This window comes from Thalassovita mediterranea, assembly GCA_019448215.1.
GTDB lineage: Bacteria > Pseudomonadota > Alphaproteobacteria > Caulobacterales > Hyphomonadaceae > Henriciella.
On sequence record CP080408.1, the window covers coordinates 870,094 to 895,217 of the forward strand.

Annotated in this window: 20 protein-coding genes; 12 read left to right on the top strand and 8 right to left on the bottom strand. The window is 61.1% G+C overall.

Annotated features, from left to right (window positions below; genetic code table 11):
* Positions 1 to 20 precede the first annotated feature (20 nt).
* A complete protein-coding gene (locus KUV46_04195; GenBank protein ID QYJ02344.1) occupies positions 21 to 2,156 on the bottom strand; it encodes a DNA ligase-associated DEXH box helicase in 2,136 nt (711 codons plus the stop codon).
* Positions 2,157 to 2,752: 596 nt separating this feature from the next.
* Entirely contained in the window at positions 2,753 to 4,222 is a 1,470-nt protein-coding gene (locus KUV46_04200) for a beta-lactamase family protein (GenBank protein QYJ01601.1), read from the bottom strand.
* 112 nt (positions 4,223 to 4,334) lie between these two features.
* Between KUV46_04200 and KUV46_04205 the strand changes: the two genes are divergently transcribed.
* The 3 genes from KUV46_04205 (at position 4,335) to KUV46_04215 (ending at position 7,949) form a co-directional block, all read left to right on the top strand.
* Positions 4,335 to 5,366 carry a ligase-associated DNA damage response exonuclease gene (locus KUV46_04205; protein ID QYJ01602.1) on the top strand — a complete coding sequence of 344 codons (1,032 nt, stop codon included), beginning with the start codon at positions 4,335 to 4,337 and terminating at the stop codon, positions 5,364 to 5,366.
* Between the two features lie 182 nt (positions 5,367 to 5,548).
* Entirely contained in the window at positions 5,549 to 7,192 is a 1,644-nt protein-coding gene (locus KUV46_04210) for a cisplatin damage response ATP-dependent DNA ligase (GenBank protein QYJ01603.1), read from the top strand.
* Between the two features lie 4 nt (positions 7,193 to 7,196).
* Positions 7,197 to 7,949, top strand: a complete 753-nt coding sequence (locus tag KUV46_04215; GenBank protein ID QYJ01604.1) for a hypothetical protein — start codon at positions 7,197 to 7,199, stop codon at positions 7,947 to 7,949.
* A 3-nt stretch (positions 7,950 to 7,952) separates the two neighbouring features.
* On the opposite strand, the gene KUV46_04220 is transcribed toward KUV46_04215, so the two are convergent.
* Positions 7,953 to 11,714 carry an SEL1-like repeat protein gene (locus KUV46_04220; GenBank protein ID QYJ01605.1) on the bottom strand — a complete coding sequence of 1,254 codons (3,762 nt, stop codon included), beginning with the start codon at positions 11,712 to 11,714 and terminating at the stop codon, positions 7,953 to 7,955.
* 226 nt (positions 11,715 to 11,940) lie between these two features.
* Here KUV46_04220 and KUV46_04225 point away from each other — a divergent pair, with 226 nt between their 5' ends.
* The 8 genes from KUV46_04225 to KUV46_04260 all read left to right on the top strand — a co-directional run bounded on the left by KUV46_04225 (position 11,941) and on the right by KUV46_04260 (position 20,316).
* Positions 11,941 to 12,420, top strand: coding sequence for a MerR family DNA-binding transcriptional regulator (locus KUV46_04225; GenBank protein QYJ01606.1), 480 nt, complete (start codon positions 11,941 to 11,943; stop codon positions 12,418 to 12,420).
* Between the two features lie 95 nt (positions 12,421 to 12,515).
* Positions 12,516 to 14,297, top strand: a complete 1,782-nt coding sequence (locus KUV46_04230) for an acyl-CoA dehydrogenase C-terminal domain-containing protein (GenBank protein QYJ01607.1) — start codon at positions 12,516 to 12,518, stop codon at positions 14,295 to 14,297.
* A gap of 163 nt (positions 14,298 to 14,460) precedes the next feature.
* The gene (locus KUV46_04235; GenBank protein ID QYJ01608.1) at positions 14,461 to 15,624 is read left to right on the top strand and encodes an acyl-CoA dehydrogenase family protein; all 1,164 of its coding nucleotides are present in this window, start codon (positions 14,461 to 14,463) and stop codon (positions 15,622 to 15,624) included.
* Positions 15,625 to 15,629: 5 nt separating this feature from the next.
* Positions 15,630 to 15,812 carry a hypothetical protein gene (locus KUV46_04240; GenBank protein QYJ01609.1) on the top strand — a complete coding sequence of 61 codons (183 nt, stop codon included), beginning with the start codon at positions 15,630 to 15,632 and terminating at the stop codon, positions 15,810 to 15,812.
* Between the two features lie 25 nt (positions 15,813 to 15,837).
* Positions 15,838 to 17,043, top strand: a complete 1,206-nt coding sequence (locus tag KUV46_04245) for an acetyl-CoA C-acetyltransferase (protein ID QYJ01610.1) — start codon at positions 15,838 to 15,840, stop codon at positions 17,041 to 17,043.
* Positions 17,044 to 17,253: a hypothetical protein gene (locus KUV46_04250; protein QYJ01611.1), complete on the top strand. Its 210-nt coding sequence runs from the start codon at positions 17,044 to 17,046 to the stop codon at positions 17,251 to 17,253.
* Between the two features lie 20 nt (positions 17,254 to 17,273).
* Positions 17,274 to 19,505, top strand: a complete 2,232-nt coding sequence (locus KUV46_04255; protein QYJ01612.1) for an enoyl-CoA hydratase/isomerase family protein — start codon at positions 17,274 to 17,276, stop codon at positions 19,503 to 19,505.
* Between the two features lie 175 nt (positions 19,506 to 19,680).
* Complete coding sequence (locus KUV46_04260) at positions 19,681 to 20,316, top strand: hypothetical protein (protein ID QYJ01613.1); 636 nt, start codon at positions 19,681 to 19,683, stop codon at positions 20,314 to 20,316.
* 67 nt (positions 20,317 to 20,383) lie between these two features.
* Here the strand turns inward: KUV46_04260 and KUV46_04265 are convergent, their stop codons facing one another.
* Positions 20,384 to 21,028: an OmpA family protein gene (locus KUV46_04265; GenBank protein QYJ01614.1), complete on the bottom strand. Its 645-nt coding sequence runs from the start codon at positions 21,026 to 21,028 to the stop codon at positions 20,384 to 20,386.
* A gap of 129 nt (positions 21,029 to 21,157) precedes the next feature.
* Between KUV46_04265 and KUV46_04270 the strand changes: the two genes are divergently transcribed.
* Positions 21,158 to 21,826 (top strand): SOS response-associated peptidase, encoded by a 669-nt coding sequence (locus KUV46_04270; GenBank protein ID QYJ01615.1) that lies wholly within the window; start codon positions 21,158 to 21,160, stop codon positions 21,824 to 21,826.
* Between the two features lie 152 nt (positions 21,827 to 21,978).
* Here the strand turns inward: KUV46_04270 and KUV46_04275 are convergent, their stop codons facing one another.
* From KUV46_04275 to KUV46_04290, 4 genes are read right to left on the bottom strand one after another with little or no spacing between them, the layout of a single operon-like run.
* Entirely contained in the window at positions 21,979 to 23,028 is a 1,050-nt protein-coding gene (locus tag KUV46_04275; GenBank protein QYJ01616.1) for an alpha/beta hydrolase, read from the bottom strand.
* Positions 23,029 to 23,040: 12 nt separating this feature from the next.
* On the bottom strand, positions 23,041 to 23,673 hold the full coding sequence (locus KUV46_04280) for a TetR/AcrR family transcriptional regulator (GenBank protein QYJ01617.1): 633 nt from the start codon (positions 23,671 to 23,673) through the stop codon (positions 23,041 to 23,043).
* Between the two features lie 35 nt (positions 23,674 to 23,708).
* Positions 23,709 to 24,404 carry a hypothetical protein gene (locus KUV46_04285; GenBank protein ID QYJ01618.1) on the bottom strand — a complete coding sequence of 232 codons (696 nt, stop codon included), beginning with the start codon at positions 24,402 to 24,404 and terminating at the stop codon, positions 23,709 to 23,711.
* Positions 24,405 to 24,426: 22 nt separating this feature from the next.
* On the bottom strand, positions 24,427 to 25,113 hold the full coding sequence (locus KUV46_04290) for a M23 family metallopeptidase (protein ID QYJ01619.1): 687 nt from the start codon (positions 25,111 to 25,113) through the stop codon (positions 24,427 to 24,429).
* Positions 25,114 to 25,124: the final 11 nt, after the last annotated feature.

Here is a 25,124-nt window from a genome sequence, read left to right on the forward strand (position 1 = left end):
CCCGGCAGGGCGGAGGGGGCTTAACGCCCCATCGCTTCCTGGATGATGTCCATTTCAGCTTCGCGCAGGATGGCGTCGGTGACGCCTTCGGCATTCACGCGCTCGCGGCCCACTTCGAGCATGACGGGGACGGCGAAGGGGCTGATCTTCTTCAGCGGACGGTGATCGATCTTGCCTCGGATACGGGTCAGCATGTCTGACAGGCGGCGAATGTCGAGGAGCCCTGTCGCGGCGTCCTGACGGGCGGCCTGTAGCAGGATGTGATCGGGCTCATGGCTGCGCAGCACATCATAGATAAGGTCGGTCGAGAAGGTGACCTGACGGCCGGTTTTCTCCTTACCCGGCAGGCGGCGCGCGATGACGCCTGAAATCTGCGCGCACTGGGCAAAGGTGCGCTTCATGAGCGGGCTTTCATCCAGCCATTCCTCAAGATCGTCGCCTAGCATGTCCGGATGGAAAAGCCCGTCCATGTCGATGCTGCCCATATCCTCCATCGCCCAGATCGCCATGGCATATTCCGAGGCGACGAAGCCGAGAGGATTGGCCCCTGCCCGCTCCAGCCGCCGCGTCAGCAGCATGCCGAGCGTCTGGTGGGCGAGGCGCCCTTCGAAGGGATAGGTCACGAGATAGTGGCGCCCTGCCCGCGGGAAGGTCTCGACCAGCAAATGGTCTGGCGGCGGGATTTCGGATTTCTCTCGCTGGATTTCGAACCATTCACGAACCTGGTCTGGCAGGCCCGACCACTGGTCTGGATCGTGGATCATGTGGCGGACGCGGTCAGCCAGGAATGTGGTGAGCGGAAACTTGCCGCCATTATAGGTTGGAATGGCCGGCTTGTCGGTTTTCGCGCGTGTGACGAGTACATCAAGCTCCGACACACCAAGGAAGCGAAGGATTTCCCCCGCGAAGAGAAAAGTGTCTCCCGGAGTCAGGGTCGAGATGAAATATTCCTCGATTTCACCGAGTTTGCGCCCTGCCCGCATGGTGCGCTGATCGCCGCGCACTTTCTTGAGCTCCTCGCCGCCAGACGCTTCGCCGACCTTTCCGACAAAGCTTGCGAGGCGCACATTCATCAGCTGCGCTTCGACGATGGCGCCGACATTCATGCGGTGCTGCTGGGCGTCGCGGGCCGTGCGGACACGCCAGACGCCGTCGCGCCCGCGCACGATGCGTTTGAAGCGGTCATAGGTCTTGAGGGCATAGCCGCCCGTGGCGACGAGATCGACGACGCGCTCATAGGTCTCCCAGTCGAGGCCTTCATAGGGCGCGGCGCGGCGGATCTCATTGAAGAGCGGCTCCAGCTCAAACCCGACGCCGCACGCCCGGCCCATAATGTGCTGGGCAAGGACATCGAGCGCGCCGAGGCGCATGGGCTCGCCGTCGATCTCTCCGGCCTCGACAGCGGCTTCTGCCGCGCGGCATTCGAGGATTTCGAACCGGTTGGTTGGCACGAGCAGTGCGCGGCTTGCCTCATCCATCCGGTGATTGGCGCGGCCAATACGCTGGATGAGACGGGCGGCGCCTTTTGGAGCGCCCATCTGGATGACGAGGTCCACCCCGCCCCAGTCGATGCCGAGGTCGAGCGTCGAGGTACAGACCACGCCTTTCAGGACGCCTGCGGCCATGGCGGCCTCGACCTTGCGGCGTTGCTCTCGGGCGAGAGAGCCATGATGGAGCGCGATGGGGAGCGCGTCTTCATTGGCGCGCCAGAGCTCCTGAAACAGCATTTCGGCCTGGCTGCGCGTATTGACGAAGACCAGCGCCATCTCCGCTTCCTTTATGGCCTCATAGACCTCCGGCACGGCAAAGCGCCCCGAATGGCCAGACCACGGGATGCGCTCTCGCGAGACGAGGATATCGATATTAGCGCTTGTGCCGCCTTCTGCGTGGACGAGGTGGACGCCTTTTTTTGCCGAAGTTGCACCTACTCCTCCCCCGCCTGCGGGGGAGGTGGGCCGCGAAGCGGCTCGGAGGGGGGATATCTCGTGCGTAGCGTTTGCCGCATGCCCCCTCCGCCCTTCGGGCACCTCCCCCGTGAACGGGGGAGGATGTTCCTGCGGAGATTTGCGGACATCCAGCCAGCTTGCGAGCTGGGCCGGGTCGCGGACCGTGGCCGACAGGCCGATGAAGCGGCAGGCGGGTGCCCATTCAGCCAGCGTGGCGAGACCGAGCGAGAGAAGATCGCCGCGCTTGGAGGCCGCGATGGCGTGGACCTCATCAATGATCACGCATTTGAGGTCCGAGAAAAACTCATCGGCGTGGTCTGACGCAAGGAAGAGCGCGAGCTGTTCGGGTGTCGTCAGCAGAATGTCTGGCGGATTGGAGCGTTGGCGCTGGCGTTTTGATTGGGGTGTGTCGCCGGTGCGCGTTTCGATTCGGATATTGAGACCCATTTCAGCGACGGGCGTGTTGAGATTGCGCTCAACGTCGGTCGCGAGGGCCTTGAGCGGCGAGATGTAAAGCGTGTGAAGCGCGGGCCTTCCTGAATTGGATTTCGGGCGTTCTGACAGCTCGATCAGGCTGGCCATGAACCCTGCCAGCGTCTTGCCGCCCCCGGTTGGCGCGATCAGCAGCGCGCTATCGCCTGCAAGCGCGGTTTCAGTGAGGTCCAGTTGATGCTTGCGCGGCACCCAGTTCCGGCTGGCAAACCAGTCAGAAAAGCGGTCAGGCAGGCTGAAATCTGGTCGCGCAGCGTCCGGCATGGGCAAGGACATAGCGCGAACAGGCCGGTCCTGCGAACCCGGTCGCTGGATTAGTTGTAGCCAGCCTCAGCCGCGGTTGCTTCTGCCTGCGCGTCGAGCCTGTCAGTATGGGCCTGATTGATCGCGGCGATGACATCGCGCGTGAATGCAGCGACGTCGAAACGCCCGCCATCAGCGGTATCGAAGCCGCGGCGCACGATGACCATGTCGAGCGACGGGATGATAACGAGATACTGCCCGCGATTGCCGAACCCGGCATAGGTGTCGGCCGGGACGCCCTCAGAGCGGTCCATGAGCCAGAAGCTGCCGCCATAGCCGAAATCGCTGGATGAGCGGTCTGGCTGGGCCTCACCCGGTGAAGAGACGAAATCTGTCCAGCCTTCGGCGAGGATGCGCTCGTCGCCCCACATGCCATCTTGCAGGTAGAGCTGGCCTAGGCGCGCCATGTCGCGGGCAGTCATCCAGACCTGGCTGGACGAGATGAAATCGCCTGCCCAGTCGGTTTCGAGGACGGTGTTCATTGCGCCGATCTTCCAGAGGACGCTCTCATAAGGAAAGCCCCAGAAGGCGCCGTCATCATCCATGGTCTCACGCAGCGCGCGCATGGCGGCCAACGTGTCGTAATTGGAGTATTTGAAGCGCTCGCCTGGCGTGATCTCCAGCGGGTTCACGAAAGCGGTATCGGTCACGAGAGCGCCGCCGAAATAGGTGCGGTCGGTGCGATTGCCCGCTACACCTGAATCAAGGCCGCTCGCCATCTGCAGGACATTGCGGAGCGTGATCTCGCCGCGCGGGTCACCGTTGCGCGACCAGGCGTCGAGCAGCGGCGCGTGGTCGAGGTCGATGAGGCCCTGCTGCACGGCCGCGCCAACGACGCTGGCGGTCAGTGACTTGGCCACCGACCAGGTGCGCTGCGGCGTCGTGGCGTTGAGGCCGCGAGCATAGCGCTCTGCCATGATCTGACCGTCCATGACGACGAGGACCGCGCTGGTGCGGGTGTCGTCGCCATAGGTCGCGCCATCGAACGCCGCGCGGACCGGCTCTTCAAGGCGGGCGGCATAAGGCGAGGCGTCGATCAGCTGCACGGCCTGACCCAGCGCAGTGGAGCTATCCTGCTGGCGCATGGGAAAGTCGTCAGAAAAACGCGGGAGCACGTCGACATCATCGAGGTCCGCGCCAATCGGCAGAAGGGAGCAGCCGAAACCTTCGCGCCAGGCGGCGATGCGCGGCGGCTCTCCCGGCGCATAGCGCACAGCAACCGTGCGCGAGCGATCCGAGATGTTGGCTTCAGACGTGGAGCGCATCGGCCCGCGATAATCTGTATAGATGCCGTCGAGCTCATTATACTCAATCTCGGCGCGGCTCTTGTCGGCTGTGAACGTTGCCGAGCAGGTGAAGAGCGCCTTGTAGCCTGCCGCGAGCGCTTTCTGCATGATCTCTGTTTCGCCGCCCTCCTGGGACTGGGCAGGACCTGCGGCCAGCGCGGTAACGATCAAGGCTGAAAGAAAAAGACGTCGCATTCAGGGTCACTCCATTTGCCGGGCAAGGGGACAGAATTTGCTGTGTCTCCCATGCGGAAAAGGCAGAAACATGGCGGGAAACACCTGACGCCGCGACCTATATAAATCAGCGATGATCAGACCCGACCTGCTTCTCCATCCCACGCCGAAGGGGCTCTATTGCCCGCCCGGCGATTTCTATATCGACCCGGTGCGTGGCGCCGTCGACCGCGCCGTGGTGACGCATGGCCATGCCGACCACGCACGCGCGGGGCATGGCGCCGTTCTCGCCACGCCTGAAACGCTTGCCATCATGGAAGCGCGCTATGGCGAGGAATTCACCAAGAGCCGCCAGCCCATCGAATATGGCGAGACAGTCGAGATCAACAGCGTCACCGTCTGGATGTCGCCGGCCGGGCATGTGCTCGGTTCTGCACAGGTCGTCGTCGAATGGAAGGGCCTGCGCATGGTCTGTACCGGCGACTATAAGCGCCGCCGCGACCCAACCTGCCGCCAGTTTGAGCCTGTCCCCGGCACGCATGTCTTCATCTCTGAGGCGACGTTTGGCCTGCCGGTCTTCAGGCACCCGGACACCGATGGAGAGATCAGGAAGCTGCTGGACAGCGTCGCCATGTTCCCGGAGCGTACGCACCTCGTCGGCGTCTACGCGCTCGGCAAGGCGCAGCGTGTAATCAAGCTGCTGCGCGAGGCAGGCTATAATGAGACGCTCTATATTCACGGCGCGCTGGAAAAGCTCTGCAAGCTATATGAGGATCACGGCGTGGCGCTCGGCCCGCTGGACACCGCGACGCTGGACACGAAAGAACGCGGCGCGCAGGAGCGGTTTCGCGGCAAGATCGTGCTGGGCCCGCCTTCCTCCTTTCATGACAAATGGGGACGTCGCTTCCCCGACCCCCTGCCCTGTTTTGCCTCTGGCTGGATGAGCGTTCGTCAACGCGCCAAGCAATCGGGCGTCGAGTTGCCACTCATCATTTCCGACCATGCCGATTGGGATGAGTTGACCGACACCGTCCGCGAGGTCGATCCCGAAGAGCTATGGATCACGCATGGGCGCGAAGATGCGCTGGTGCGATGGGCCGAACTGGAAGGGCGCAAGGCACGGCCGCTGCGGCTTGTCGGCTATGAGGATGAGAGCATCGATTGATGCAGGAGGCCCCACCCCGACCCTCCCCGCAGGCGGGGAGGGGGCGATGGTCCTGGATGTGTCGGCTCACCTCAAGTCAGGTATGACGCCATCCCCCTCCCCATTCATGGGGAGGGTCGGGGTGGGGCGAGGGACGCACATCGCTCTCTGTCATTGTTGTCGCCCCCTCCTATGTCATTCCGATGCAGGCCTTTTCCGACCTTCTTGAACGTCTGATCCTGACCGCTTCGCGCAATACGAAGATCGAGCTGATGGTGAATTATTTTCGCCAGACGCCGAACCCGGCGCGCGGCTGGACGCTGGCGGTGCTGACGGGGGAGCTCGACATTCCCGGCGTCAAAGGCGGGTCGATCCGCAGGCTGATCGAAGACCGGGTCGATCCCGAGCTGTTTCGCATGTCGTATGACTATGTCGGCGACCTAGCCGAAACCGTCAGCCTGATGTGGCCGGGCACGCGCGGCGCGAACCGCATTCCGCCCATCGATGATGTTATCGAGGCGCTGCTCGGCGCGACGCGTGCCGAAGGCGAGCGGCTGGTCGCTGGCTGGCTGGACATGCTGGAGCCGCCGCAGCGATGGGCCCTCATCAAGATGGTAACCGGCGGGCTGCGGATTGGCGTGTCGGCGCGGCTTGCCAAGGTGGCGCTGGCCGAGATGGGCGATGTTGAACCGGCCGAGATCGAAGAGATCTGGCATGGCCTCGCCCCGCCCTATGAAAGCCTGTTCGACTGGTTGGACGGCAATGCCGAGAAACCGTCACCGGACATCAAGGCCCCGTTCAGGCCGGTCATGCTGGCCCATCCGCTGGTGACCAAGAACAAGCGGGATGACCCGGACGCCATCGACCCGGCGATGATCGACCCCGACATCTTTGCCGCCGAATGGAAGTATGACGGCATCCGCGTTCAGGCGGTGTCCGAGCGCGGTGTACGGCGCATGTATACGCGGACCGGCGACGACATCTCCCACACCTTTCCGGACGTACTCGCAGCGATGGATTTCGAGGCGGCCATTGATGGCGAACTTCTTATCCGCGCCCCAAATGGCGAGGTTGCCCCCTTCAATGAGCTGCAGCAGCGCCTCAACCGGAAGACGGTGACGAAGAAACAGATGGAGGCGCGCCCGGCCATGATCCGCGCCTATGACATACTGGTCGAGGGCGATGAGGATCTAAGGTCGCTGCCTTTCTCTGAGCGCCGCAAACGGCTGGAAGCCTTTGTCGAGAAGTCCGCCAGCGAGCGTATCGATATCTCGCCGCTGGTGCCCGTGACGAACCTCGAGGCGCTTGAAGCGGCCCGCAACGAGCCGCCCGCGCCAGAGATTGAAGGGCTGATGCTGAAGCGCTGGGACAGCGTCTATGAAGCCGGGCGTCCGACGGGCCCATGGTACAAGTGGAAGCGCGACCCGTTCCTGATCGATGCGGTGATGATGTATGCCCAGCGCGGGCACGGCAGGCGGTCCAGTTTCTATTCCGACTTCACCTTCGGCGTCTGGCGCGAAGGCGAGGACGGCGATGAAATCACGCCGGTCGGCAAGGCCTATTTCGGCTTTACCGATGAAGAGCTGAAACAGCTCGACAAGTTCGTTCGCGAGAACACGATCGACAGGTTCGGGCCTGTGCGGTCCGTGACGGCGAACAAGGAGAAGGGCCTCGTGCTGGAGGTCGCCTTTGAAGGCCTGCAGCGAAGCCCCCGCCACAAGTCGGGCCTTGCCATGCGCTTTCCCCGCATCAATCGTATCCGCTGGGACAAGCCGAGCGCCGAAGCCGACCGGCTTGAAACGCTTGAAAAAATGCTTCCGGCAGACCCGCTTTTGGATAAAGGCTAGAGGCATGAGCCGGAAAGTTGGCATCGCACTCCTGGTCGTCGCCATCGCGCAGTTTCTGGCGCCGATGTTGCCGACCATTGGCATAGGTGAACCGATCGGCACGCGCGGCGATGTAGCTGTGAGGCCGCCGGAGCTGCCGCCCGGCCCCTTCTTCTCGATCTGGGGCGTCATCTTTCTGGGCTATCTGGTCTTTGCCCTCTCGAGCCTCTGGAAGCCAGGCTATCTGGAGCACCGGATCGCCATGCCCTTGCTGTTCGCAGGCATCGGCAATGTCGTGTGGATGATAAGCGCCCAGTCGCTTGCCAATCAGTATGTCGACCTTTTGCTACTGGTCCCGATCCTTGGTTTTAGCTGGCTCTCAGCGCGGCGGCTGCACCGGATGGGCGGCTTCGATGGGACGCTGGCGCGTTTCAATGCCTGCGTGCTGACAGGGCTTTTCTCTGGCTGGACTACGGCGGCGCTGTCGATCTCACTCGCCGCAACCTGGAGGGAAGCAGCAGGCATGGCACCCAGTGACCATGTGTGGGTTTCGCTCTGGATCGCCCTGCTGAGTGCTGGCCTTCTCGCCTGGGTCTTTGCCAGCCGGATCAGCGCGAGCCTCTTCTATTTCGCAGCCCTTGGCTGGGGGATTGCCGGTATCGCGGTAAACAACTGGTACCTGACAGACCTGCACTGGCTGAGCGCGGCAGCAGCGCTGTTCGGTCTCTACATCCTTTGGCGGCGGCTGCGCTACGGTGCGCGGCCAGCCTTCGAATAAGGCCTAGCTTTTCGCCTCAGCGATGCGAGCGTTCAGGCTTTCGATGAGCTGGGGTGAGACATTGCCCGTCTCGTTCAGACCATTCTCACGCTCATAGTTTCGGATCGCGGCCTGCGTGCCTCCACCGAGGAGACCGTCAGCCGGGCCCGGCTCATGCCCGAGCGCGGCGAGCGCGTTCTGGACGGCGGCAATCTGTTGCGGCGTCGCGGCGTCTTGTGAGCCCTGCTGCGGGAAGATGCCGTTTGCGGCGCGGTTCGGACGGGTCGGCGTCCATCCAGCGGCTCGCGCGCGGATCTGTGCGGCCTGCTCCTGACCAACAGCATTTGTCAGTTCGGCGACTTTTGGCGGAGCTTCGCTGTCACCCTGATTGGCCGCAACAGCATACCAGTAGAGCGCTTCAGCCGGGTTTTCGCTGACACCGAGGCCAAGCTCGTGAAGGACGGCGAGATTGTACTGGCCGTCGGTTACGCCGAACTCGGCTGCCTTGCGGAACCACTCCGCGGCGCCTGCATAGGTCTGCGGACCGCCTTCGCCTTCGGCGTAATAGACGGCGAGGTCGTACATGGCTTTGACATTGCCGCCAGCTGCGCCGCGCTCGGTCCATTCGCGGGCCTTTTCGAGGTCGCGCGGGACGCCGAGGCCGGACTCGTGGAGCTTTGCCAGACGATATTGAGCGACGGCAAGGCCCTGCTCTGCCGCGCGGCGGATCATCGATGGTCCTGAGGTATAGTCACCTGCTTCGAGCTGGCGCTCACCAAGCTGATATTGCGCAATCGCATCACCGCCCGCGGCGGCCTGTTCAAGCGACTGGCCAGCCGGGATTAGGTCGACCTCTGCCAGAGTTGGCCGGGGGTTTTCTACAGCGGGCGTAGCGGTCGGCGTTTCATCTGGATCGCGAACACCTGCGAGGCTCACTTCAGCTTCTTCAGGCGCCGCGTCTTCTACGGGTAGCGTGTCCTGAAGTTCAGCGGACGATGCGGCCGGTTGCATTGAATTGACGGTTTCGGAAGGTGTGTCGCTGGCGGCAGTCTCTGAGGCCTCTGTGCTGTTCTCGACCGTATCGGGTTGGACTGGCGTGTCTGCTTCAGCAACTTCAGATGGCTGACCGGCATTTACCGGAACCGCAACATCCGAGCGGGTGGCGATCTGCGGACGATCGTTGGCGGACAGCATGTCCTTGCCGAAGTAGAACCCAGCGGCAACGGCTACGAGTGCGGCAGCCGCGACAGCAGGAATGAGCGGGAACTTGCCGGACTTCTCTTCACGCGGTTCGGCTTTCTTGCGTCCACGCTTCGAAGCAGAAGCTTTCTGAGGGGGCGCCTCATTGGCGTCGAGTGCGGCCTGACGCGCACGGCTGAGATAATCATTGCCGCCGCGGCTGCGCGTCGCTGTCTGCGGCGCGCCCCAGTCGAGATCGCTGGACGTGTCCTCATAGACAGCGTCATCGCCCGTGAAGGGCTCATCGTCTGCAGTGTCGAAGTCGTCGAACTCAGCGAAGGGGTCGCTTGATGCCGGCTCGTCATGAAGATCGGTTTCATAGTCGAAGCTATCGTGGCTCGCGACAGGTGGCGGGGCTGCGCGATCATCTTCGTCGAAGTCGAAACGCTCATCGAAAGATGGCTCTTTCGCTGGCTGGCGACGGGCGGCTGGCGGCGGAGCGACAGCTTCTTCCTGCTCTTCATCCTCATTGGACATGAAGGTCGCGAAGTAGTCATCGTCTGCGGTTTTGCGCGGCGCATCAGCCTTGCGTGCAGCTTTCGAACGCGGTGCCGCTGCATCCTCAAAGGCTTCAAGCCGGGCAGCAAGCGAAGCGATTGCCTTCTGAACAGGTGACAGCGAACTGGTCGACCGCTCCTGGATCTCTTCCATCCGGTCGGAGACACCGCTGAGCGCGTCGGAGAGGCGCTTCTGCTGCTCGTTACGCTCCGTTTCGATGCTCTGCTCGAGGTCACGCAGCGAGCGTTCCTGGCGGGCCTGAAGGCGTTGGGAAACGCTGGAAACCTGTTCGCCAACCTGCTCGATCGCCTTTGCGCTGCGCTTCTCGCTTTCGTCGACGCGCGCTTCGAACTGTTCGGCCATCTGCTTCAATTCGGCGCTGAACTTCTCAAGCATGGCATCGCCCTGCCCGCCGGCGTTGCCGAGCTGGAGCGTCACCTCATGCGAAAGCGCGTGCATGTCCGCACGGACTGCTTCGATCTGGGCGGCGTAGTCTCGGTCCTCGACCTGCTGGATACGTTTGCCGAGATGGTCGGAAATCTGGCGCACAGCTTTCTGGACCGCAGCAATCTTTTCGGGCGCTACTGCGTTACGCGCGGCAGTGTCGACCTGACCGCGCAGCGCGGCAAGTTCGCTGAGAGCCTTGTCGTGATTGGCTTCCATACGCTCACGCAGGTCCGCAAACGCTTTCGGGGATACGGCATCTTTGGCCTCGAAGCGCTGGCGCAGCGTTTCGAGGGCGGCTTGCGATGCGTTCCAGTTGGTCTCGACACGCTTGGCGAGGTCATCAACAGACGTCCGCGACGTGCGGCCTGAAGACTCCATGTCCTGGCGGAGCGTCGCGATGGCAGCGAGCGCGTTGGAATCCTTGCGGTCGACGGCGTCGGCGAGGTTGGAGAGCGAGTCCTTCAGCGCATCGATCTGTTCCGGGCGCGCCGAACGTGTGGCGGCGGCGTCGATTTCGCTGGCGAGCTTCTGGCGTGTGCTTTCAATGGACGCGCGAAGTTCTTCGGAAAGGCCTTCGAAGCGGCTTTCGAACTGTCTGCGAAGCGCCATTGCGGTATCTGGTAGCGCCGTATCAGCGAGCGCGCTGACGCGCTCACTCAGAGCACCGAACGTCTTGTCGACCTTGTCGAGAGCTTCATTGGTCTGGGCTTCGGCCCTGTCGAGACGGGCCTGCAGCGCCTCCACCAGGCTTTCCATCGACGTCAGCGATTTACTGGTCGTGGTCTCGACTGTGTCGAGACGGGTGGTGACGTCATCAAGGCGTGCAAGACGCTGGGCAACATTGGTTTCAAGGTCGCTGAAGCGTCCGGACAGGTGCTTCGTTGCGCCTTCGGTGCGAAGCTCAGCCTGCTCGATCTTTTTTGCGAGGCGGTTCGCAGCTTCGTCCAGTGTCTTGTCGATACGGCCTTCAACGTTTGATACGCGTCCGCCAAGCTCTTCAAGGCCGGTTTCCACGCGCCTGCGCATATCCGCCGAATTATCTTTCTGGCGGGAGCTTTCCTCATGGATATGAGAAGCGAGTTTGCCGAGCGCGCGCTCAAGCGACTTCAGCGCTTTCACATCACGGCGGCCATCGCCGCCATGCTCGAGCGATTCCAGTTTCGAGCGCAGGGCGTCATGGGTCGAGCGGATATCCTCGATCACTGTCTCGTAATTGTTCGAAAGGCCATCGGTGCGGCGTTGCGCATCTTCGAGGCGTTCGGTGAGGCTCATGATCGAGCGGTCGATGCCGCTGAGCGCTACGGCGGAGCGCGCTTCGACGGCTTCAAGCCGGCCGAGCAGATCGCGGACGAGGCCTGCAGAGCCCGCCCCCGGATAGTCGCCGCCGCCATCGCCGCCGCCTGCTGCGAGGCGCGGCGCATCGCCCGAGCGTGTGCTCGCGCCCGAACCGCCAACGGTGCCACCGGGGCCGTCGGTCTCCATCTTGAGCATACGGTTAATGTATTCGCCGATGGTCAGGCCCTCTTCACGGGCCGCTTCCCGTGCGGCTTCGCGCGCGCGCTCGTCGCTCCCCTTCACGCTCCAGGGCCCGTAGTTTGACATACGCGAACTCCTCAATTCCGGGGCAGCACTTCTGCAGAAAGCGCATGCCGGATCACCGCATTGATCCACCGATGCCGAGGTTCGTCTTAAAAGGTCGTTAAAATGGTAAACAGAATGGCCAGATCGATTCAGACATCAGCAGCTGACGCTGCGGAGGGGCTTTACTCTGACGCAAAGGTAAGGCTAACGTTGACGTATACGTAAATAACAAAATCAGGAGGAAGTCATGCCAGACACAGCTACATCCCTTTCGATCTCCGAAAGCCGGACCTACTCGATTTCTGAGCTCGCACGCGAGTTCGGCATCACGCCGCGCGCGCTGCGCTTCTATGAGGACAAGGACATGCTGCACCCTGCCCGGGACGGCATGACCCGCGTCTACTCCCACCGCGACCGCGCCCGCGTCACGATCATCGTTCGGATGAAGCGCCTCGGCCTGCCGCTAGCTGACATCCGCGAAATCCTCGACCTGTACGGCCTTGGCGACAATGAGCGCGCCCAGAAGCGCAAGACGCTCGAGAAGTTCCGCAACCAGGTCAAGGAATTCGAAAACCAGCGCGAAGACATCGAGATCGCTCTCGGCGAACTCCAGAAGGGTATCGACTGGCTCGAGAACGATCTTGCCAAGATCGGCCCGGCCAATGACCAGGCCCGCAATGTTGCGGCATATGATGCCGTCGCCCGCAAACAGCTGGACGACGCGTAAGCCACGCGTAAAATCCGCGTAGAACCAAGGTAACCGGCCCGTCTTCGCGATGGGCCGGTTGCATTGCAATTTCAGACTGAAGAGAGCTTTCACGAATGCCACGCTATGACGCGCCGATCCGGGACATGAAATTCATCTTCCACGATGTGCTGGCCCTGCAGAACTATTCCAACCTCGATGGCTTTGCTGATGCGACCCCGGACATTGTCGATCAGATCCTGGAAACGAGCGGCAAGTTCGCAAGTGAAGTCCTCTTCCCGCTGAACAGCGTTGGCGACAAGCAAGGCTGCAAGCGCGCCGAAGACGCTTCCGTGAAGACGCCAGACGGCTTTCCGGACGCCTATAAGCAATTCGTCGAAAATGGCTGGCCGCTCCTGTCGAAGACGCCGGAGATGGGCGGACAGGGCCTTCCTCATGCGCTGTCCATCGCCGTCAGCGAGATGATGTCTGCCGCCAATATGGCGTTTGCCATGTATCCGGGCCTGACCTCTGGCGCCTATGAGGCGCTTATGGCTGGCGGCTCTGACGAGCAGAAGCAGACCTATGGCCCAAAAATGGCGACCGGCGAGTGGGCCGGCACCATGAACCTGACGGAGCCGCAATGCGGCACCGATCTTGGCCTCATCAAGACGAAAGCCGTGCCGCAGGGCGACGGCTCCTACAAGCTGTCTGGCCAGAAAATCTGGATTTCAGGCGGTGAGCAGGACCTCACCGAGAACATCGTCCACCTCGTGCTCGCCCGCATCGAAGGCGCGCCAGAGGGCATCAAGGGTATCTCGCTCTTCGTCGTGCCGAAATACTTCGTCAATGAGGACGGATCGCTGGGTGAGCGCAACAAGGTCTCCTGCGGCGGCCTTGAAGAGAAGATGGGCATTCACGGCAATGCCACCTGCGTGATGAACTATGACGAGGCGACCGGCTGGCTGGTCGGCGACGAGCATAAAGGCATGCGCACCATGTTCATCATGATGAACGAAGCACGCCTTGGCGTCGGTATGCAGGGCCTCGCCCAGGCAGAGGTCGCCTATCAGAACGCCGCTGACTTTGCCCGCGAGCGCCTGCAGAGCCGTGCGCTCTCCGGCCCGAAAGCGCCGGAGAAGCCTGCCGACCCGATCATCGTGCACCCGGATGTGCGCCGGATGCTGATGGACACGCGCGCCTTTATCGAAGGCGCCCGCATGTTCAGCTACTGGACGGCGTTGCACGGCGACCTTCTGCACAAATCACCTGACGAGAAAGTGCGCGAGAAGGCAGGCGACTATATGGCGCTGATGACGCCAGTGGTGAAAGCCTTCCTGACCGATCGCGGCCTCAAGGCCTGCAATGACGCGCTGCAGCTACATGGCGGCACCGGCTTCACCAAGGACCAGGGCGTCGAGCAGTATGTTCGCGATGTGCGCATCGCCCTCATCTATGAGGGCACGAACGGTATTCAGGCGCTCGATCTCGTCGGCCGGAAGCTGGCGGCCAATGGCGGACGCGCTGTCTTTACTTTCTTCGCAGAGCTCGACGACTTCATTGCCGAAAATGAGGGCGATGGGGAGCTGAAGCCGTTCATCGACGCCCTCAGCGCTGCCAAGGGTGAGCTTCAGGAAGCGACCAGCTGGCTGATGCAGAACGGCATGAGCGACTTCAACAATGCCGGTGCCGCCTCCATGGATTATCTGGAGCTGTTCGGCCTGACGGCGCTTGGCTATATGTGGGCCAAGATGGCGAAGACCGCAATCGCAAAGCGCGGCAGCGACCCGTTCTATGACGACAAGCTCGTCACAGGACGGTATTATATCAGCCGTATCCTCCCAGAGACGTCGGCCCACCTGGCCAAGCTGAAAACCGGCGCAGAGCCCCTTATGGCGCTCGCGGCTGACCGGTTCTGATTTTCAGCCCCGAAGCCCGTCACCAAACGGGTTTCGGGGCTGCTAAAACTAGCGCGGCCTGACGCGGCGTGAGGACTCGTCCCGCAAGAGGACGGGCCTTATAAGATTGACGTGAACGTAAACGACAACTTGTCGATGCAGACGCGATAAGAGGGAGATATCGATGCAGGACGTGCTGAACGTACCACCAGCAAAATGGCGTGATGATGAGGAGATTTCGATCTTCTCCGACGCCGTCGGCCAGTTCTTTGAGCGCGAGTGCAAGCCGCACGTCGAAGAGTGGCGCAAGCAGGGTTACGTGCCCCGCGAGATGTGGAAGAAGGCAGGCGAAGCCGGTCTCCTCTGCGCGTCTATTTCTGAGGAACATGGTGGCGCAGGCGGCGATTTCCGCCATGAAGCGGTGATCATTGAACAGCAGCAGTGGAAGGGTATCGACGGCTTCGGCATCACCCTGCACAACGCGATCATCGCCCCTTACATCGAGACGTTCGGCTCTGAAGAGCAGAAGAAGAAGTGGCTGCCACGCCTTGCTTCCGGTGACCTCATCGCTGCCATCGCCATGACAGAGCCGGGCACCGGCTCTGACCTTCAGGCGGTGAAGACGACGGCGACGAAGGACGGCAATCACTATGTCATCAATGGCTCGAAGACCTTCATCTCGAACGGCCAGACGGCGAACCTGATTGTCACCGTCGCCAAGACCGACCCAAGCAAGGGCGCCAAGGGTATCTCTCTCGTCGTTGTCGAAACCGACGAGGTCGAAGGCTTCGAGCGCGGCCGCAATCTTGAGAAGATCGGCCAGAAGGCGTCCGACACGTCAGAACTTTTCTTCAATGATGTGCGCGTGCCGACCTCAAACCTGCTCGGCCCAGAAGAGGGCCAGGGTTTCGTCCAGCTGATGACGAAGCTGCCGCAGGAGCGTCATGTCATCGGCCTGCAGGGCGTTGGCATGATCGAGCGCGCGATTGCCGAAACCACCGCTTATGTGAAGCAGCGCAAAGCCTTTGGCGGCACGATCTGGGATTTCCAGAACACGCAGTTCAAGCTGGCAGAGTGCAAGACCGAAGCGACAGTTGCCAAGGTCTTCGCAGACCACTGCACGCAGCTGCTGATCGAGAACAAGCTCGATGCGGCGACGGCGTCGATGTCGAAATACTGGATCTCTGATCTGCAGTGCAAGATCATCGACGAGTGCCTGCAGCTTCACGGCGGCTATGGCTACATGGACGAGTACCCGATCGGCCAGATGTATGCCGATGCACGCGTCCAGCGCATCTATGGCGGCGCGAACGAAGTCATGAAAATGCTCATCGCGCGGACGATGTAGCGCAGATGATACGCTGGCTCGGCATAGCGTCCATTATCCTCGGGATCATCTCGGTCCTGATGGGGGCGTATGTCGAGTTTGGCCGACCAGACGCGGGTGTCAGCGGATTTGCGCCGATCGCGCTCGGCCTCGGCTCGCTCGTGATCGGCCTCATCGTCTACCGCCAGTCCAAACACCTGAATAAATGAATGTCCTGAAAGGAGCTTAATCCAAATGACTGAAGCCTATATCTACGACGCTGTGCGCACGCCGCGCGGCAAAGGCAAGCAGAGCGGTTCGCTGCACGAAATCACCTCGCTCTCGCTGGCCACGCAGGCGCTCCAGGCGATCCGTGACCGCAACGAGCTCGACACCAACTATGTCGATGACGTGGTCCTCGGCTGTGTGTCGCCTGTCGGCGAACAGGGCGGCGACATTGCCCGTATCGCCGTGCTGAATGCCGAGTATGCCGAAACGACCGCTGGTGTTCAGGTCGACCGTTTCTGCGCCTCGGGCCTTGAGGCCTGTAACATGGCAGCAGCCAAGGTCATGACCGGCGAAGCCGACATGGCAATTGGCGGCGGCGTCGAAGCAATGTCGCGCGTTCCAATGGGCGCAGCTGGTGGTGCCTGGTCGTCCGACCCGTCCATCGCGATCAAGTCCTACTTCGCCCCGCAGGGCGTCGGCGCAGACACGATTGCGACCAAGTGGGGCTTCTCACGCGATGATGTCGACGCTTATGCCGTCGAGTCGCAGAAGCGCGCGGCAGCTGCCTGGAAAGAAGGCCGCTTCTCCAAGTCCATCGTTCCTGTGAAGGACCAGATGGGCGCGATCATCCTCGATCATGACGAGCATATGCGTCCTGACGCAGACATGCAGTCGCTCGCAGGACTCAACCCATCCTTCGCAGGCATGGGCGGCATGGGCTTCGACGAGGTCATCAAGCAGCGCTATCCAGAGCTGGAAAAGATCGACCACGTCCACCACGCCGGCAACTCCTCGGGTATCGTTGACGGTGCATCCGCGGTGCTTTTCGGCTCCAAGGAAATGGGTGAACGTCTTGGCCTCAAACCACGTGCCCGCATCAAATCCATGGCTTCGATCGGTTCTGAGCCAGCCATCATGCTGACCGGCCCGACGGCTGTGTCCAAGAAGGCGCTCAAGAAGGCGGGCATGGAAGTCGGCGACATCGACATCTACGAGCTTAACGAAGCTTTCGCCTCGGTTCCGATGCTGATGATGCACCTGCTTGGCATTCCGCATGAGAAGATGAATGTAAATGGCGGCGCCATTGCATTCGGTCACCCGCTTGGCGCGACCGGCGGCATGCTGCTTGGCACCATGGTCGACGAGCTTGAGCGTTCCGACAAGGAAACCGCACTCGTCACGCTCTGTGTGGGCGCCGGCATGGGTACGGCTACGATCATTGAGCGTGTCTAGATGAGCAATGAGGCGTTCCAGAAAGGCCTGCCTGTTGGCATAGCCGTTGGCGTGGCGATCGGTGCCGCGTTCGGGGCTGCGCTCGGCAATATGGCCTTCATGGGCGCCGGCATTGCCATCGGCATCGCGCTTGCCCCTGCTTTCGGCAAGGGGCAGCTCGATCAAAAAGACCCTGAAGAGAAGACGGACGAAGACGGCCCACAGGGCTGAGCTTCAAGAGGAAACACAAGATGGAACTCGAAACATTCAAATTCGACATTGACGGCGATGGCATTGCGCACGCCGCATTCGACGTGCCGGGCCGCAGTATGAACACGCTGACCGGTCAGGCCGTTCAGGACATCATCGCAATCGCCAAAGAGGTTGCCAGCAACGACAAGATCAAGGGCCTCGTCCTTTCATCGGGCAAGCCTTCCGGCTTCTGCGCCGGTGCAGACCTTGGCGAAATGGGCAACCGTGCAGGGGCGGCAGACAGCTCCAGCAAAAGCGAAGACGAGAAGCTGAAAGAGCGCTTCAATCAGGGCTTCGCCCTCAACAAGACGCTTCGTGAGCTTGAGACCTGCGGCAAGCCTGTGGCCTGCGCCCTGAATGGCCTCGCGCTCGGCGGCGGTCTCGAAGTGGCGCTGGCCTGTCACTACCGCGTTGCAGCCAATGACAATCCGAAGCAGCAATTCGGCCTGCCGGAGGCCAAGATCGGCCTCCTGCCGGGTGCGGGTGGCACGCAGCGCCTGCCACGCCTCGTCGGTGTTCAGGCAGCCCTGCCACTGATCCTTCAGGGCGAGAGCTTCGATGCTGAAAAAGGCAAGGCGATGGGCGTCATCCAGGAGCTCGCACCGGGTGCAGAGGTCGTGGAGAAAGCAAAGGCCTGGGTGAAAGCGAACCCGACCGCCAAGGCGCCATGGGACGAAAAAGGCTTCAAGGTTCCAGGCGGCGTGCCGCACAAGAGCCCGGGCGCCGGTCAGGTCATGACGATGGCGAACGCCATGCTTCACGCCAAGACCTATGGCAACTTCCCGGCTCAGAAGAACATCCTGTCCTGCGTCTATGAAGGCATTCAGGTGCCGATCGATGCAGGCCTCCGGATCGAGACGCGCTACTTCATCAACACCCAGTCGCGCCCTGAAGCCAAGGCGATGATCCGCTCGCTCTTCCTGTCGACGCAGGCCCTGTCCAAGGGCGGCAACCGTCCGGAAGGCTATCCGAAGACCGAGTTCAAGAAGATCGCGGTCATCGGTGCTGGCCTGATGGGTGCAGGCGTTGCCTATGTTCAGGCAAAAGCCGGCATCCCGACCGTGCTCGTCGATGTGTCCAAGGAAAACGCCGAGAAGGGCAAGGATTATTCCCGCCGTCTCGTCGAGAAGGACGTCTCACGCGGCAAGTCGACCAAGGAAAAGGGCGACAAGCTGCTCGACCTGATCACCACGACCGACAATTATGACGATGTGAAGGGCGCAGACCTGGTCATCGAGGCGGTCTTCGAGAACCAGGAACTGAAAGCGAAGATCACCGAGCAGGCCGAGGCTGTGCTGGGCGAAGATGCTGTCTTCGGGTCCAACACCTCGACCCTGCCGATCACCGGTCTCGCCAAGGCATCGAAACGCCCTGAGAACTTCATCGGCATCCACTTCTTCTCTCCTGTGGAGCGGATGGGTCTGGTTGAGATCATCTCTGGTGAGAAAACGTCCGAAGCGACGCTGGCCAAGGCGGTCGACTATGTCCTCGCCATCCGCAAGACGCCGATCGCGGTCAATGACAGCCGCGGCTTCTACACCTCGCGCTGCTTCGGCACCTATACGCGCGAAGGCATGGAAATGCTGGCCGAAGGCATCAAGCCGGCGATCATCGAGAATGTCGGGCGCCAGTCCGGCATGCCGATGGGCCCGCTGGAAGTGTCCGACTCCGTCGGTCTCGACACGGCCCTGAAAGTGACGCGTGCAACCGCAGAGGCGATGGGCGTCGACATCCAGAAGGATGACCGCACCCAGTTCCTTGCATGGCTCGTTGAAGACAGTGGCCGCGTTGGACGTAAGGCTGGCAAGGGCTTCTACGACTATAATGAGAAGGGCAAGCCAGAGCGCCTCTGGCCGGACCTCAACACCCGCATCGATGTGAAAGTCGATGAATGCCCGCCAGAGCTGAAGAAGCACTACATCAACCGCCTCCTGATCCGGCAGGCGATTGAGGTTGCCCGCTGCTTCGAGGAAGGCGTCATTACCGATGCACGCGATGCCGACATCGGCTCTATCCTCGCCTGGGGCTTTGCGCCTTATACGGGCGGCTGCTGTTCCTATGTGGATCTCGTCTGGGGCATCAAAGCCTTTGTCGAGGAAGCCACGAAAATGGAAGAGAAGTATGGTGAGCGCTTCAAGGTGCCTGAACTTCTGAAAGACATGGCTGCCAAGGGTGAAAGCTTCTATGACCGCTTCCCACCGGGCGGCGTGAAGGCAAAAGTCGCCGCATAAGCAGCGGCTCACAAAATAAAAGCAGAAGGCCGGGGCAGTTGCCTCGGCCTTTTCTTTTTTAATTACAATAACTTACAATGAATACAACTGAAGTATAAATTTTTAATCGGTACTATTCCCTATTACCCCTTATGGATGTGTGTTCCACATGAGAGGCGCGTGACAGGGGAATCTCATGGCCAGACCAGCCGGCGTCAAGAATCAGGACTATGAAGAAAAGCGCGCCGCGCTCCTCGATGCGATGATCGGCCATGTCGAGCGTGAGGACGTCGTCCAACCGTCTCTGCGCCAGCTCGCCATTGCCGCTGGTGTGTCTGATATCAATCTCAAACACTATTTCGGAGATCGCCGCGGTGTGGTGATCGCGCTTTTCAAGCATATGCGTGACACAACAAGGCAGGTGCGGGCCGCGATGCGCAGCCCCTTTCAGACGGTCAGCGAAGCCATCGAAGACTATGTCCGGCTCGCGAGCCAGGCAGGTACCGATGCGCCCTATATCCGGCGGCACGTATTTGCATTGCGCGAAGCGATCGCCGACAGCGAAGTCTATAGTCACTACATTGTCGAGATTCTTGAGCCTGCAGCTGAAGCCATGTCCGAGAGACTCGTTGCATCAAGCAACGGAGCCATGACGCCGGAAGCCGCGCATCAGGCCGGGACGCACATTGTGTTCAACTCGATGTTTCTCGCCATGCAGAAAGCGATGGATCCGTCGGACATTGATGCCAAGGAATTCAGAGCGAAGCTTGAACGCTTTGGTCGCTGGATGGCTGCCGGCCTTGAAGCCGAAATCAAGGTTGCCGCTGCCTGAGCGGTGCGCACAAAAAAGGCCGCAACATTGCTGCTGCGGCCTTCCCTATTTCGTCTAGCCGAATAGCCTAGCTGGTCGTGACCGGCGTCAGCAGGACTTCAACGCGGCGGTTCGCTGCGCGACCTGCCTGCGTGTCGTTGCTGGCGATCGGCTGCGTCTCACCGCGGCCATAGGCAGAGATGCGAACCGCATCGACACCGCGGCTCACGAAGTAGTTGGCAACCGTGTTGGCGCGCTGCTCGGACAGACGCATATTGTAATCGTCCGGGCCGTCAGCACTGGCGTGGCCGACAACGTCAACGCGGGTGGATGGGTATTCCTGAAGCACACCAGCGATTTCGTTCAGCGGGCCATAGGCGCTCGACTGAAGCTCTGCGCTATTGACGGCAAAGTTCACGCTGGAGTTCGATGGCATGGTAAGAGCGATCTGGTCGCCCTGACGCTCAACCTGGATCTGGGAGTTCGCGGTGCGCTCACGGAGGGCGCGTTCCTGACGGTCCATATACGTGCCGACAGCGCCGCCCGCGAGAGCGCCAACTGCTGCGCCAATGGCTGCGTTACGGCCGTCATCGCCGCCCGCGAGCGTACCGAGGGCTGCACCTGCAAGTGCGCCACCACCAGCACCATAAGCCTGGTTCTGAGACAGGCCGGTGCCTTCGCATGCGGTGAGAACGAATGCAGCTGCGGCTGCGCCAATCATCATCTTATTCATATGATATCTCCTCATAAAGCTTTGCCCCCTACCCTTTTGGAGGAGGTGTTTGATCGGAAACGTTCACTTTCTGACTTCGTTCCAATACGCTTTGACGACATTAGCGTTTCAGGATGAATACAGGGCAACATGTGCGGACGATTTTTTAGACACGGCGTTACTTGGTCCGACTTTCATGCCTGGCTGAACCTTATTCCGCCAGATGAGGTCGACCCGCCTGAAGCCACCTACAATGCGGCACCGGGCTCATACCAACCCATCCTGCGCAAGGCACATGGGGGACACGTCGAACTTGCGCCCGCGCTATGGGGACTGGTCCCCTCCTGGTGGAAAAAACCGCTGAAGGAGAAAACCTTCACTACTTTCAATGCCAAGTCCGAAACGGTGGCGGAGAAGCCAGTCTTTCGCGGCGCCTACCGCCATCATCGCTGCCTGATCCCCGTCAGCGGCTACTATGAGTGGACCGGACGGAAGGGCGCGAAAACGCCCTTCGCGATCGGGCTTCAGAACCGGCGGCATTTCTGTCTCGCCGGCCTTTACGATGTGGCGCTCATTGAAGGGTCAGAGCTGCATAGCTTCACCGTCCTGACGACTGAAGCGAATGAGGCGACATCAGGCGTGCACCACCGTATGCCTGTCATCCTGCACCAATCGGACTTCGCGCGCTGGCTGGACGTCAGTGAGAAGGTGGATGACCTGATGGTGCCCTTCCCATCGGAAGACATGACTGTCTGGCCGGTGCACCCGGATGTCGGGAATGTGCGCAACAATCATCCGGATTTGCTCTTGGAACGATGAGCCGCTAGAACCGTCAGTGTGACAGTTTATTAAAGCTTTTCGGACACTAGTGTAACGATGCGCACCATTTATTTTATCTTCGTCAGCCTGCTCACCATCGCTGCTATTGCAGCCTGAGTTGAGCGCCTGATCGGACTAAGCGGAAACCTCGCTCAGTCCTCATCGATCTCGAACGATTTGTAAGCTTCGGCGACCAGCGAAGCGATCTCTTCGCATGCCCGGCGGGCGGCGGGAACGACGCCTGTAAAGGCGGTGAAGCCGTGGGCGAGGCTGTCATAGCATTTATAGCTGGCTTTCACCCCGGCCTTGCGGAGAAGCTGGGCGTACGCTGCACCGTCGTCGACGAGTGGGTCGAAGCCGGCTGTTGCGATGATCGCTTGTGGCAGCTTCTCGAGGTAGGCCTCACGGGCAGGTGACAGGCGCACATCGGCGCGGTCCTGTCCCTCAGGAATATACTGCTCCATGAACCAGCGCATTGTGTCGGCATTCAGCGGATAAGTCTCGCCATAGGTCTGATAGGATGGAAACTCGCGGTCGATATCGGTCGCGGGATAGATCAGAAGCTGCAGTAGCGGCACGGGCTTGCGCTCACGCACCATTTCCTGCGCGACGACCGCGGAGAAATTTCCGCCCATACTATCGCCGCCAATCGTTGCGACACCCGCAGGTGCCCCATACTTGCGTGCGTTGCGCAACGCCCAGTCATACGCATCGATACAGTCGTCGAGGCCAGCGGGGAATTGATGCTCTGGTGCAAGGCGATAATCGACGGACAGGACAGGGCATTTGGCCGCCTTCGCAATCATCGTGCAGAAGACATGGCAGGTCTCCAGATCGCCGATCACGCCGCCGCCGAAGTGGTAATAGACCATCATCGGCGCGGCAGCATCCTGATCGTCCGGGCGATAAATGCGCACCGGGATCTGGTGGCCGTCGGACGACTTGATCGCCGCGTCTTCCCAGGTGACGCCGGGTTCTGGCTTGTCAGCGAACATGGCGAGCCCAGCAGCGGAAGCGGCGCGCGCCTCCTGTGGTGACAGGCTCGACATGGCTGGCTGGGCTTTTGCGCCGGTCATCATGAACTGGAAGCGCGGGTCGAGCGTGCGTCCGCCAAGCTCCAGCGGCTTGCCACCGGACAGCCTGACGAGAAGGCTATCGGGAAGTTTCAGAAGCAGTTTTGCGATCGTGGCTTGCAGGCTCATTGGCGTACACCCTCAGCTATTGCTTTTGGACGCCAGCGCACCTGCCCCATGCAGGAAGAGCTGCGTCGCGAACTCGGTTGCCCCTCTTGTATCGACCGGGCGGCGCATCAGCATATGGTCACCCACTTCACGCGCAATACCAATTGCAGCCGCTGTCAGAAATCCTGAGTCGGCCAGCGACAGACCCGTCGACTTGGCAACCTGCTCAAGGTCGGTGCGGATTTCTTCGAAGACGGCCTGCATCTCAGGCGTGTCGACCCGCACGCCGATCATGGCCGCATGGGGCGCGCCTTGCCGGATCGCCTCTTCATTCTCTTCGTTCAGGAATTCGAAATAGGCGCTGTAAGCTTCGAGCAGGTAGTCCTGAAGCGAAGACGCATTTTCGCGGATTGAGGCGAGCCGTGGGCGGAAGCGGCGCACGCCTTCATCGGCGAGCGCTTCGAAGACTTCTTCCTTGGACCGGAAATAATTGTAGAAAGTACCCGCAGCGAGGTCCGTTTCACGGATGATGTCACGGACTGTGGTCGCCTCAGCACCAAGCCGAGCGAAGACCTGCCGGGCTGCCTCAAGTATGGCCTGGCGGTTTGCCGCCTTGGTCCTGGCCCGCTTGCCCTGCCCCTGTGCCGGTTGCGCCGCTGCCACCATGAAAAGCCCCTGATCTGTAACAGTTTTAGCAGTGATCAGATTGGTGACACTTCGTCAACTTTAGGTCCATGATGGGCTGCGATTTCCTGCTGGCGGCGGACCGATTGCAGCGCGCCCCATGCCGCTCTGAGCAGAATGAGGGCGAGGACACCGATCAATGGCTCACCCAGCCAAACAAGCAGGCCAAAGCCCGCAAAGAGAGCGACGTGCAAGACAATGATACGTCCATAGGGCTTGCCCATTTCCGAGATAAGGTCTGTTTCGCGGTATTCGCCGCGAAGGAGGAAGTCGCGCACAAACAGGAAAAGCTGCAGCGCGAGGATCGCGCCAAGGAACCAGACCATCCCGTCTCCGGTCGATAGCGCATAGCGCATCAGGCCAAACGGGCTAATTTCAAAATCACCACCAGAGCCGCCCTGTATCTCTGCGAAGGCCATCAGGAAGATTCCGTGCACAAAGCAGAACATGCCATAGTGGAAAGTGAAGAAGGCCCCGAAGACGAGCGCTCCTATAATTGCTGCGAACCCTGTACCAGCAGCCGCGGCAACCATGCGAAGCAGGGTGATGAAACCGATGACGAGGTTTTCGAGCCAGTAGAGCATCACCAGGGCCGCTGCGCCCCAGCCGAATTGGAAAATGGCGATGATGGGAAAGAGGTCGACGGCGAGGACCAGCCAGGAAACAGGGTCGCGGTAAGCCTGCGCGAGCGCGGCCGGTGTCAGTCTTGGCATGTTCGGGGTCCCCGTCCCTTTATCAGTATGACGCGCTTTGCGCCAAATAGGCCGGGAAGGAAAGCGGATTGTGCGCCGTCAGGCCGCTTGGATAGCTACCGGTCAACACTTCGAAATGAAGGTGGACGCCAGTGCTGCGGCCGGTTGTGCCCATAATGCCGAGTGGCTGGCCAAAGCCGATAACCTGACCGGCTTCAACGCCGGACTCGATGTTCGCAAGGTGAGCGTAGCGGGTGAAGATGCCCTGCCCGTGATCGATCAGGATCGTATTGCCGAAGCTGGGGCTGCGCTTGGCTTCGCGGATCGTGCCGGGCGCTGCTGAGTAGACCATGCCGGCGGGCCGCGAGCGCACATCCAGCCCCTTATGCGTGCGCCCCATCCGGTGGCCGAAGCCCGACGTCATACAAGCGTTGTTCGTCGGCACCGCGGCGATGACGACCTTCCCGTCGACCAGCACGATCGGATTGAAGTTCAGGACCCGGAAGTCGGCGTCGTACTCGAAAGCATTCGTGATGGTGCTGTTCGGGCAGAGGAACAGCTCGGCATCTGGCTGGAAGGGCCCCTGCTCTGCGCTAACGCTCGCAGTGGTCGTGATCGCGCTTGGAGGCGCGACCCGGCCATCCATCGGATAGGAGACGGGTGCAGGCTTCGTACTACAGGCGGTCGCCAGCAACAGTCCAGTAAGGCATGCGAGCACGGTTCGCAGCATGAGAGCCATCC

Coding starts and splice junctions, on each gene's coding strand:
- KUV46_04200 (QYJ01601.1), bottom strand. CDS start 4,222: ATGCGACGTCTTTTTCTTTCAGCCTTGATCGTTACCGCGCTGGCCGCA.
- KUV46_04205 (QYJ01602.1), top strand. CDS start 4,335: ATGATCAGACCCGACCTGCTTCTCCATCCCACGCCGAAGGGGCTCTAT.
- KUV46_04210 (QYJ01603.1), top strand. CDS start 5,549: ATGCAGGCCTTTTCCGACCTTCTTGAACGTCTGATCCTGACCGCTTCG.
- KUV46_04215 (QYJ01604.1), top strand. CDS start 7,197: ATGAGCCGGAAAGTTGGCATCGCACTCCTGGTCGTCGCCATCGCGCAG.
- KUV46_04220 (QYJ01605.1), bottom strand. CDS start 11,714: ATGTCAAACTACGGGCCCTGGAGCGTGAAGGGGAGCGACGAGCGCGCG.
- KUV46_04225 (QYJ01606.1), top strand. CDS start 11,941: ATGCCAGACACAGCTACATCCCTTTCGATCTCCGAAAGCCGGACCTAC.
- KUV46_04230 (QYJ01607.1), top strand. CDS start 12,516: ATGCCACGCTATGACGCGCCGATCCGGGACATGAAATTCATCTTCCAC.
- KUV46_04235 (QYJ01608.1), top strand. CDS start 14,461: ATGCAGGACGTGCTGAACGTACCACCAGCAAAATGGCGTGATGATGAG.
- KUV46_04240 (QYJ01609.1), top strand. CDS start 15,630: ATGATACGCTGGCTCGGCATAGCGTCCATTATCCTCGGGATCATCTCG.
- KUV46_04245 (QYJ01610.1), top strand. CDS start 15,838: ATGACTGAAGCCTATATCTACGACGCTGTGCGCACGCCGCGCGGCAAA.
- KUV46_04250 (QYJ01611.1), top strand. CDS start 17,044: ATGAGCAATGAGGCGTTCCAGAAAGGCCTGCCTGTTGGCATAGCCGTT.
- KUV46_04255 (QYJ01612.1), top strand. CDS start 17,274: ATGGAACTCGAAACATTCAAATTCGACATTGACGGCGATGGCATTGCG.
- KUV46_04260 (QYJ01613.1), top strand. CDS start 19,681: ATGGCCAGACCAGCCGGCGTCAAGAATCAGGACTATGAAGAAAAGCGC.
- KUV46_04265 (QYJ01614.1), bottom strand. CDS start 21,028: ATGAATAAGATGATGATTGGCGCAGCCGCAGCTGCATTCGTTCTCACC.
- KUV46_04270 (QYJ01615.1), top strand. CDS start 21,158: ATGTGCGGACGATTTTTTAGACACGGCGTTACTTGGTCCGACTTTCAT.
- KUV46_04275 (QYJ01616.1), bottom strand. CDS start 23,028: ATGAGCCTGCAAGCCACGATCGCAAAACTGCTTCTGAAACTTCCCGAT.
- KUV46_04280 (QYJ01617.1), bottom strand. CDS start 23,673: ATGGTGGCAGCGGCGCAACCGGCACAGGGGCAGGGCAAGCGGGCCAGG.
- KUV46_04285 (QYJ01618.1), bottom strand. CDS start 24,404: ATGCCAAGACTGACACCGGCCGCGCTCGCGCAGGCTTACCGCGACCCT.
- KUV46_04290 (QYJ01619.1), bottom strand. CDS start 25,113: ATGCTGCGAACCGTGCTCGCATGCCTTACTGGACTGTTGCTGGCGACC.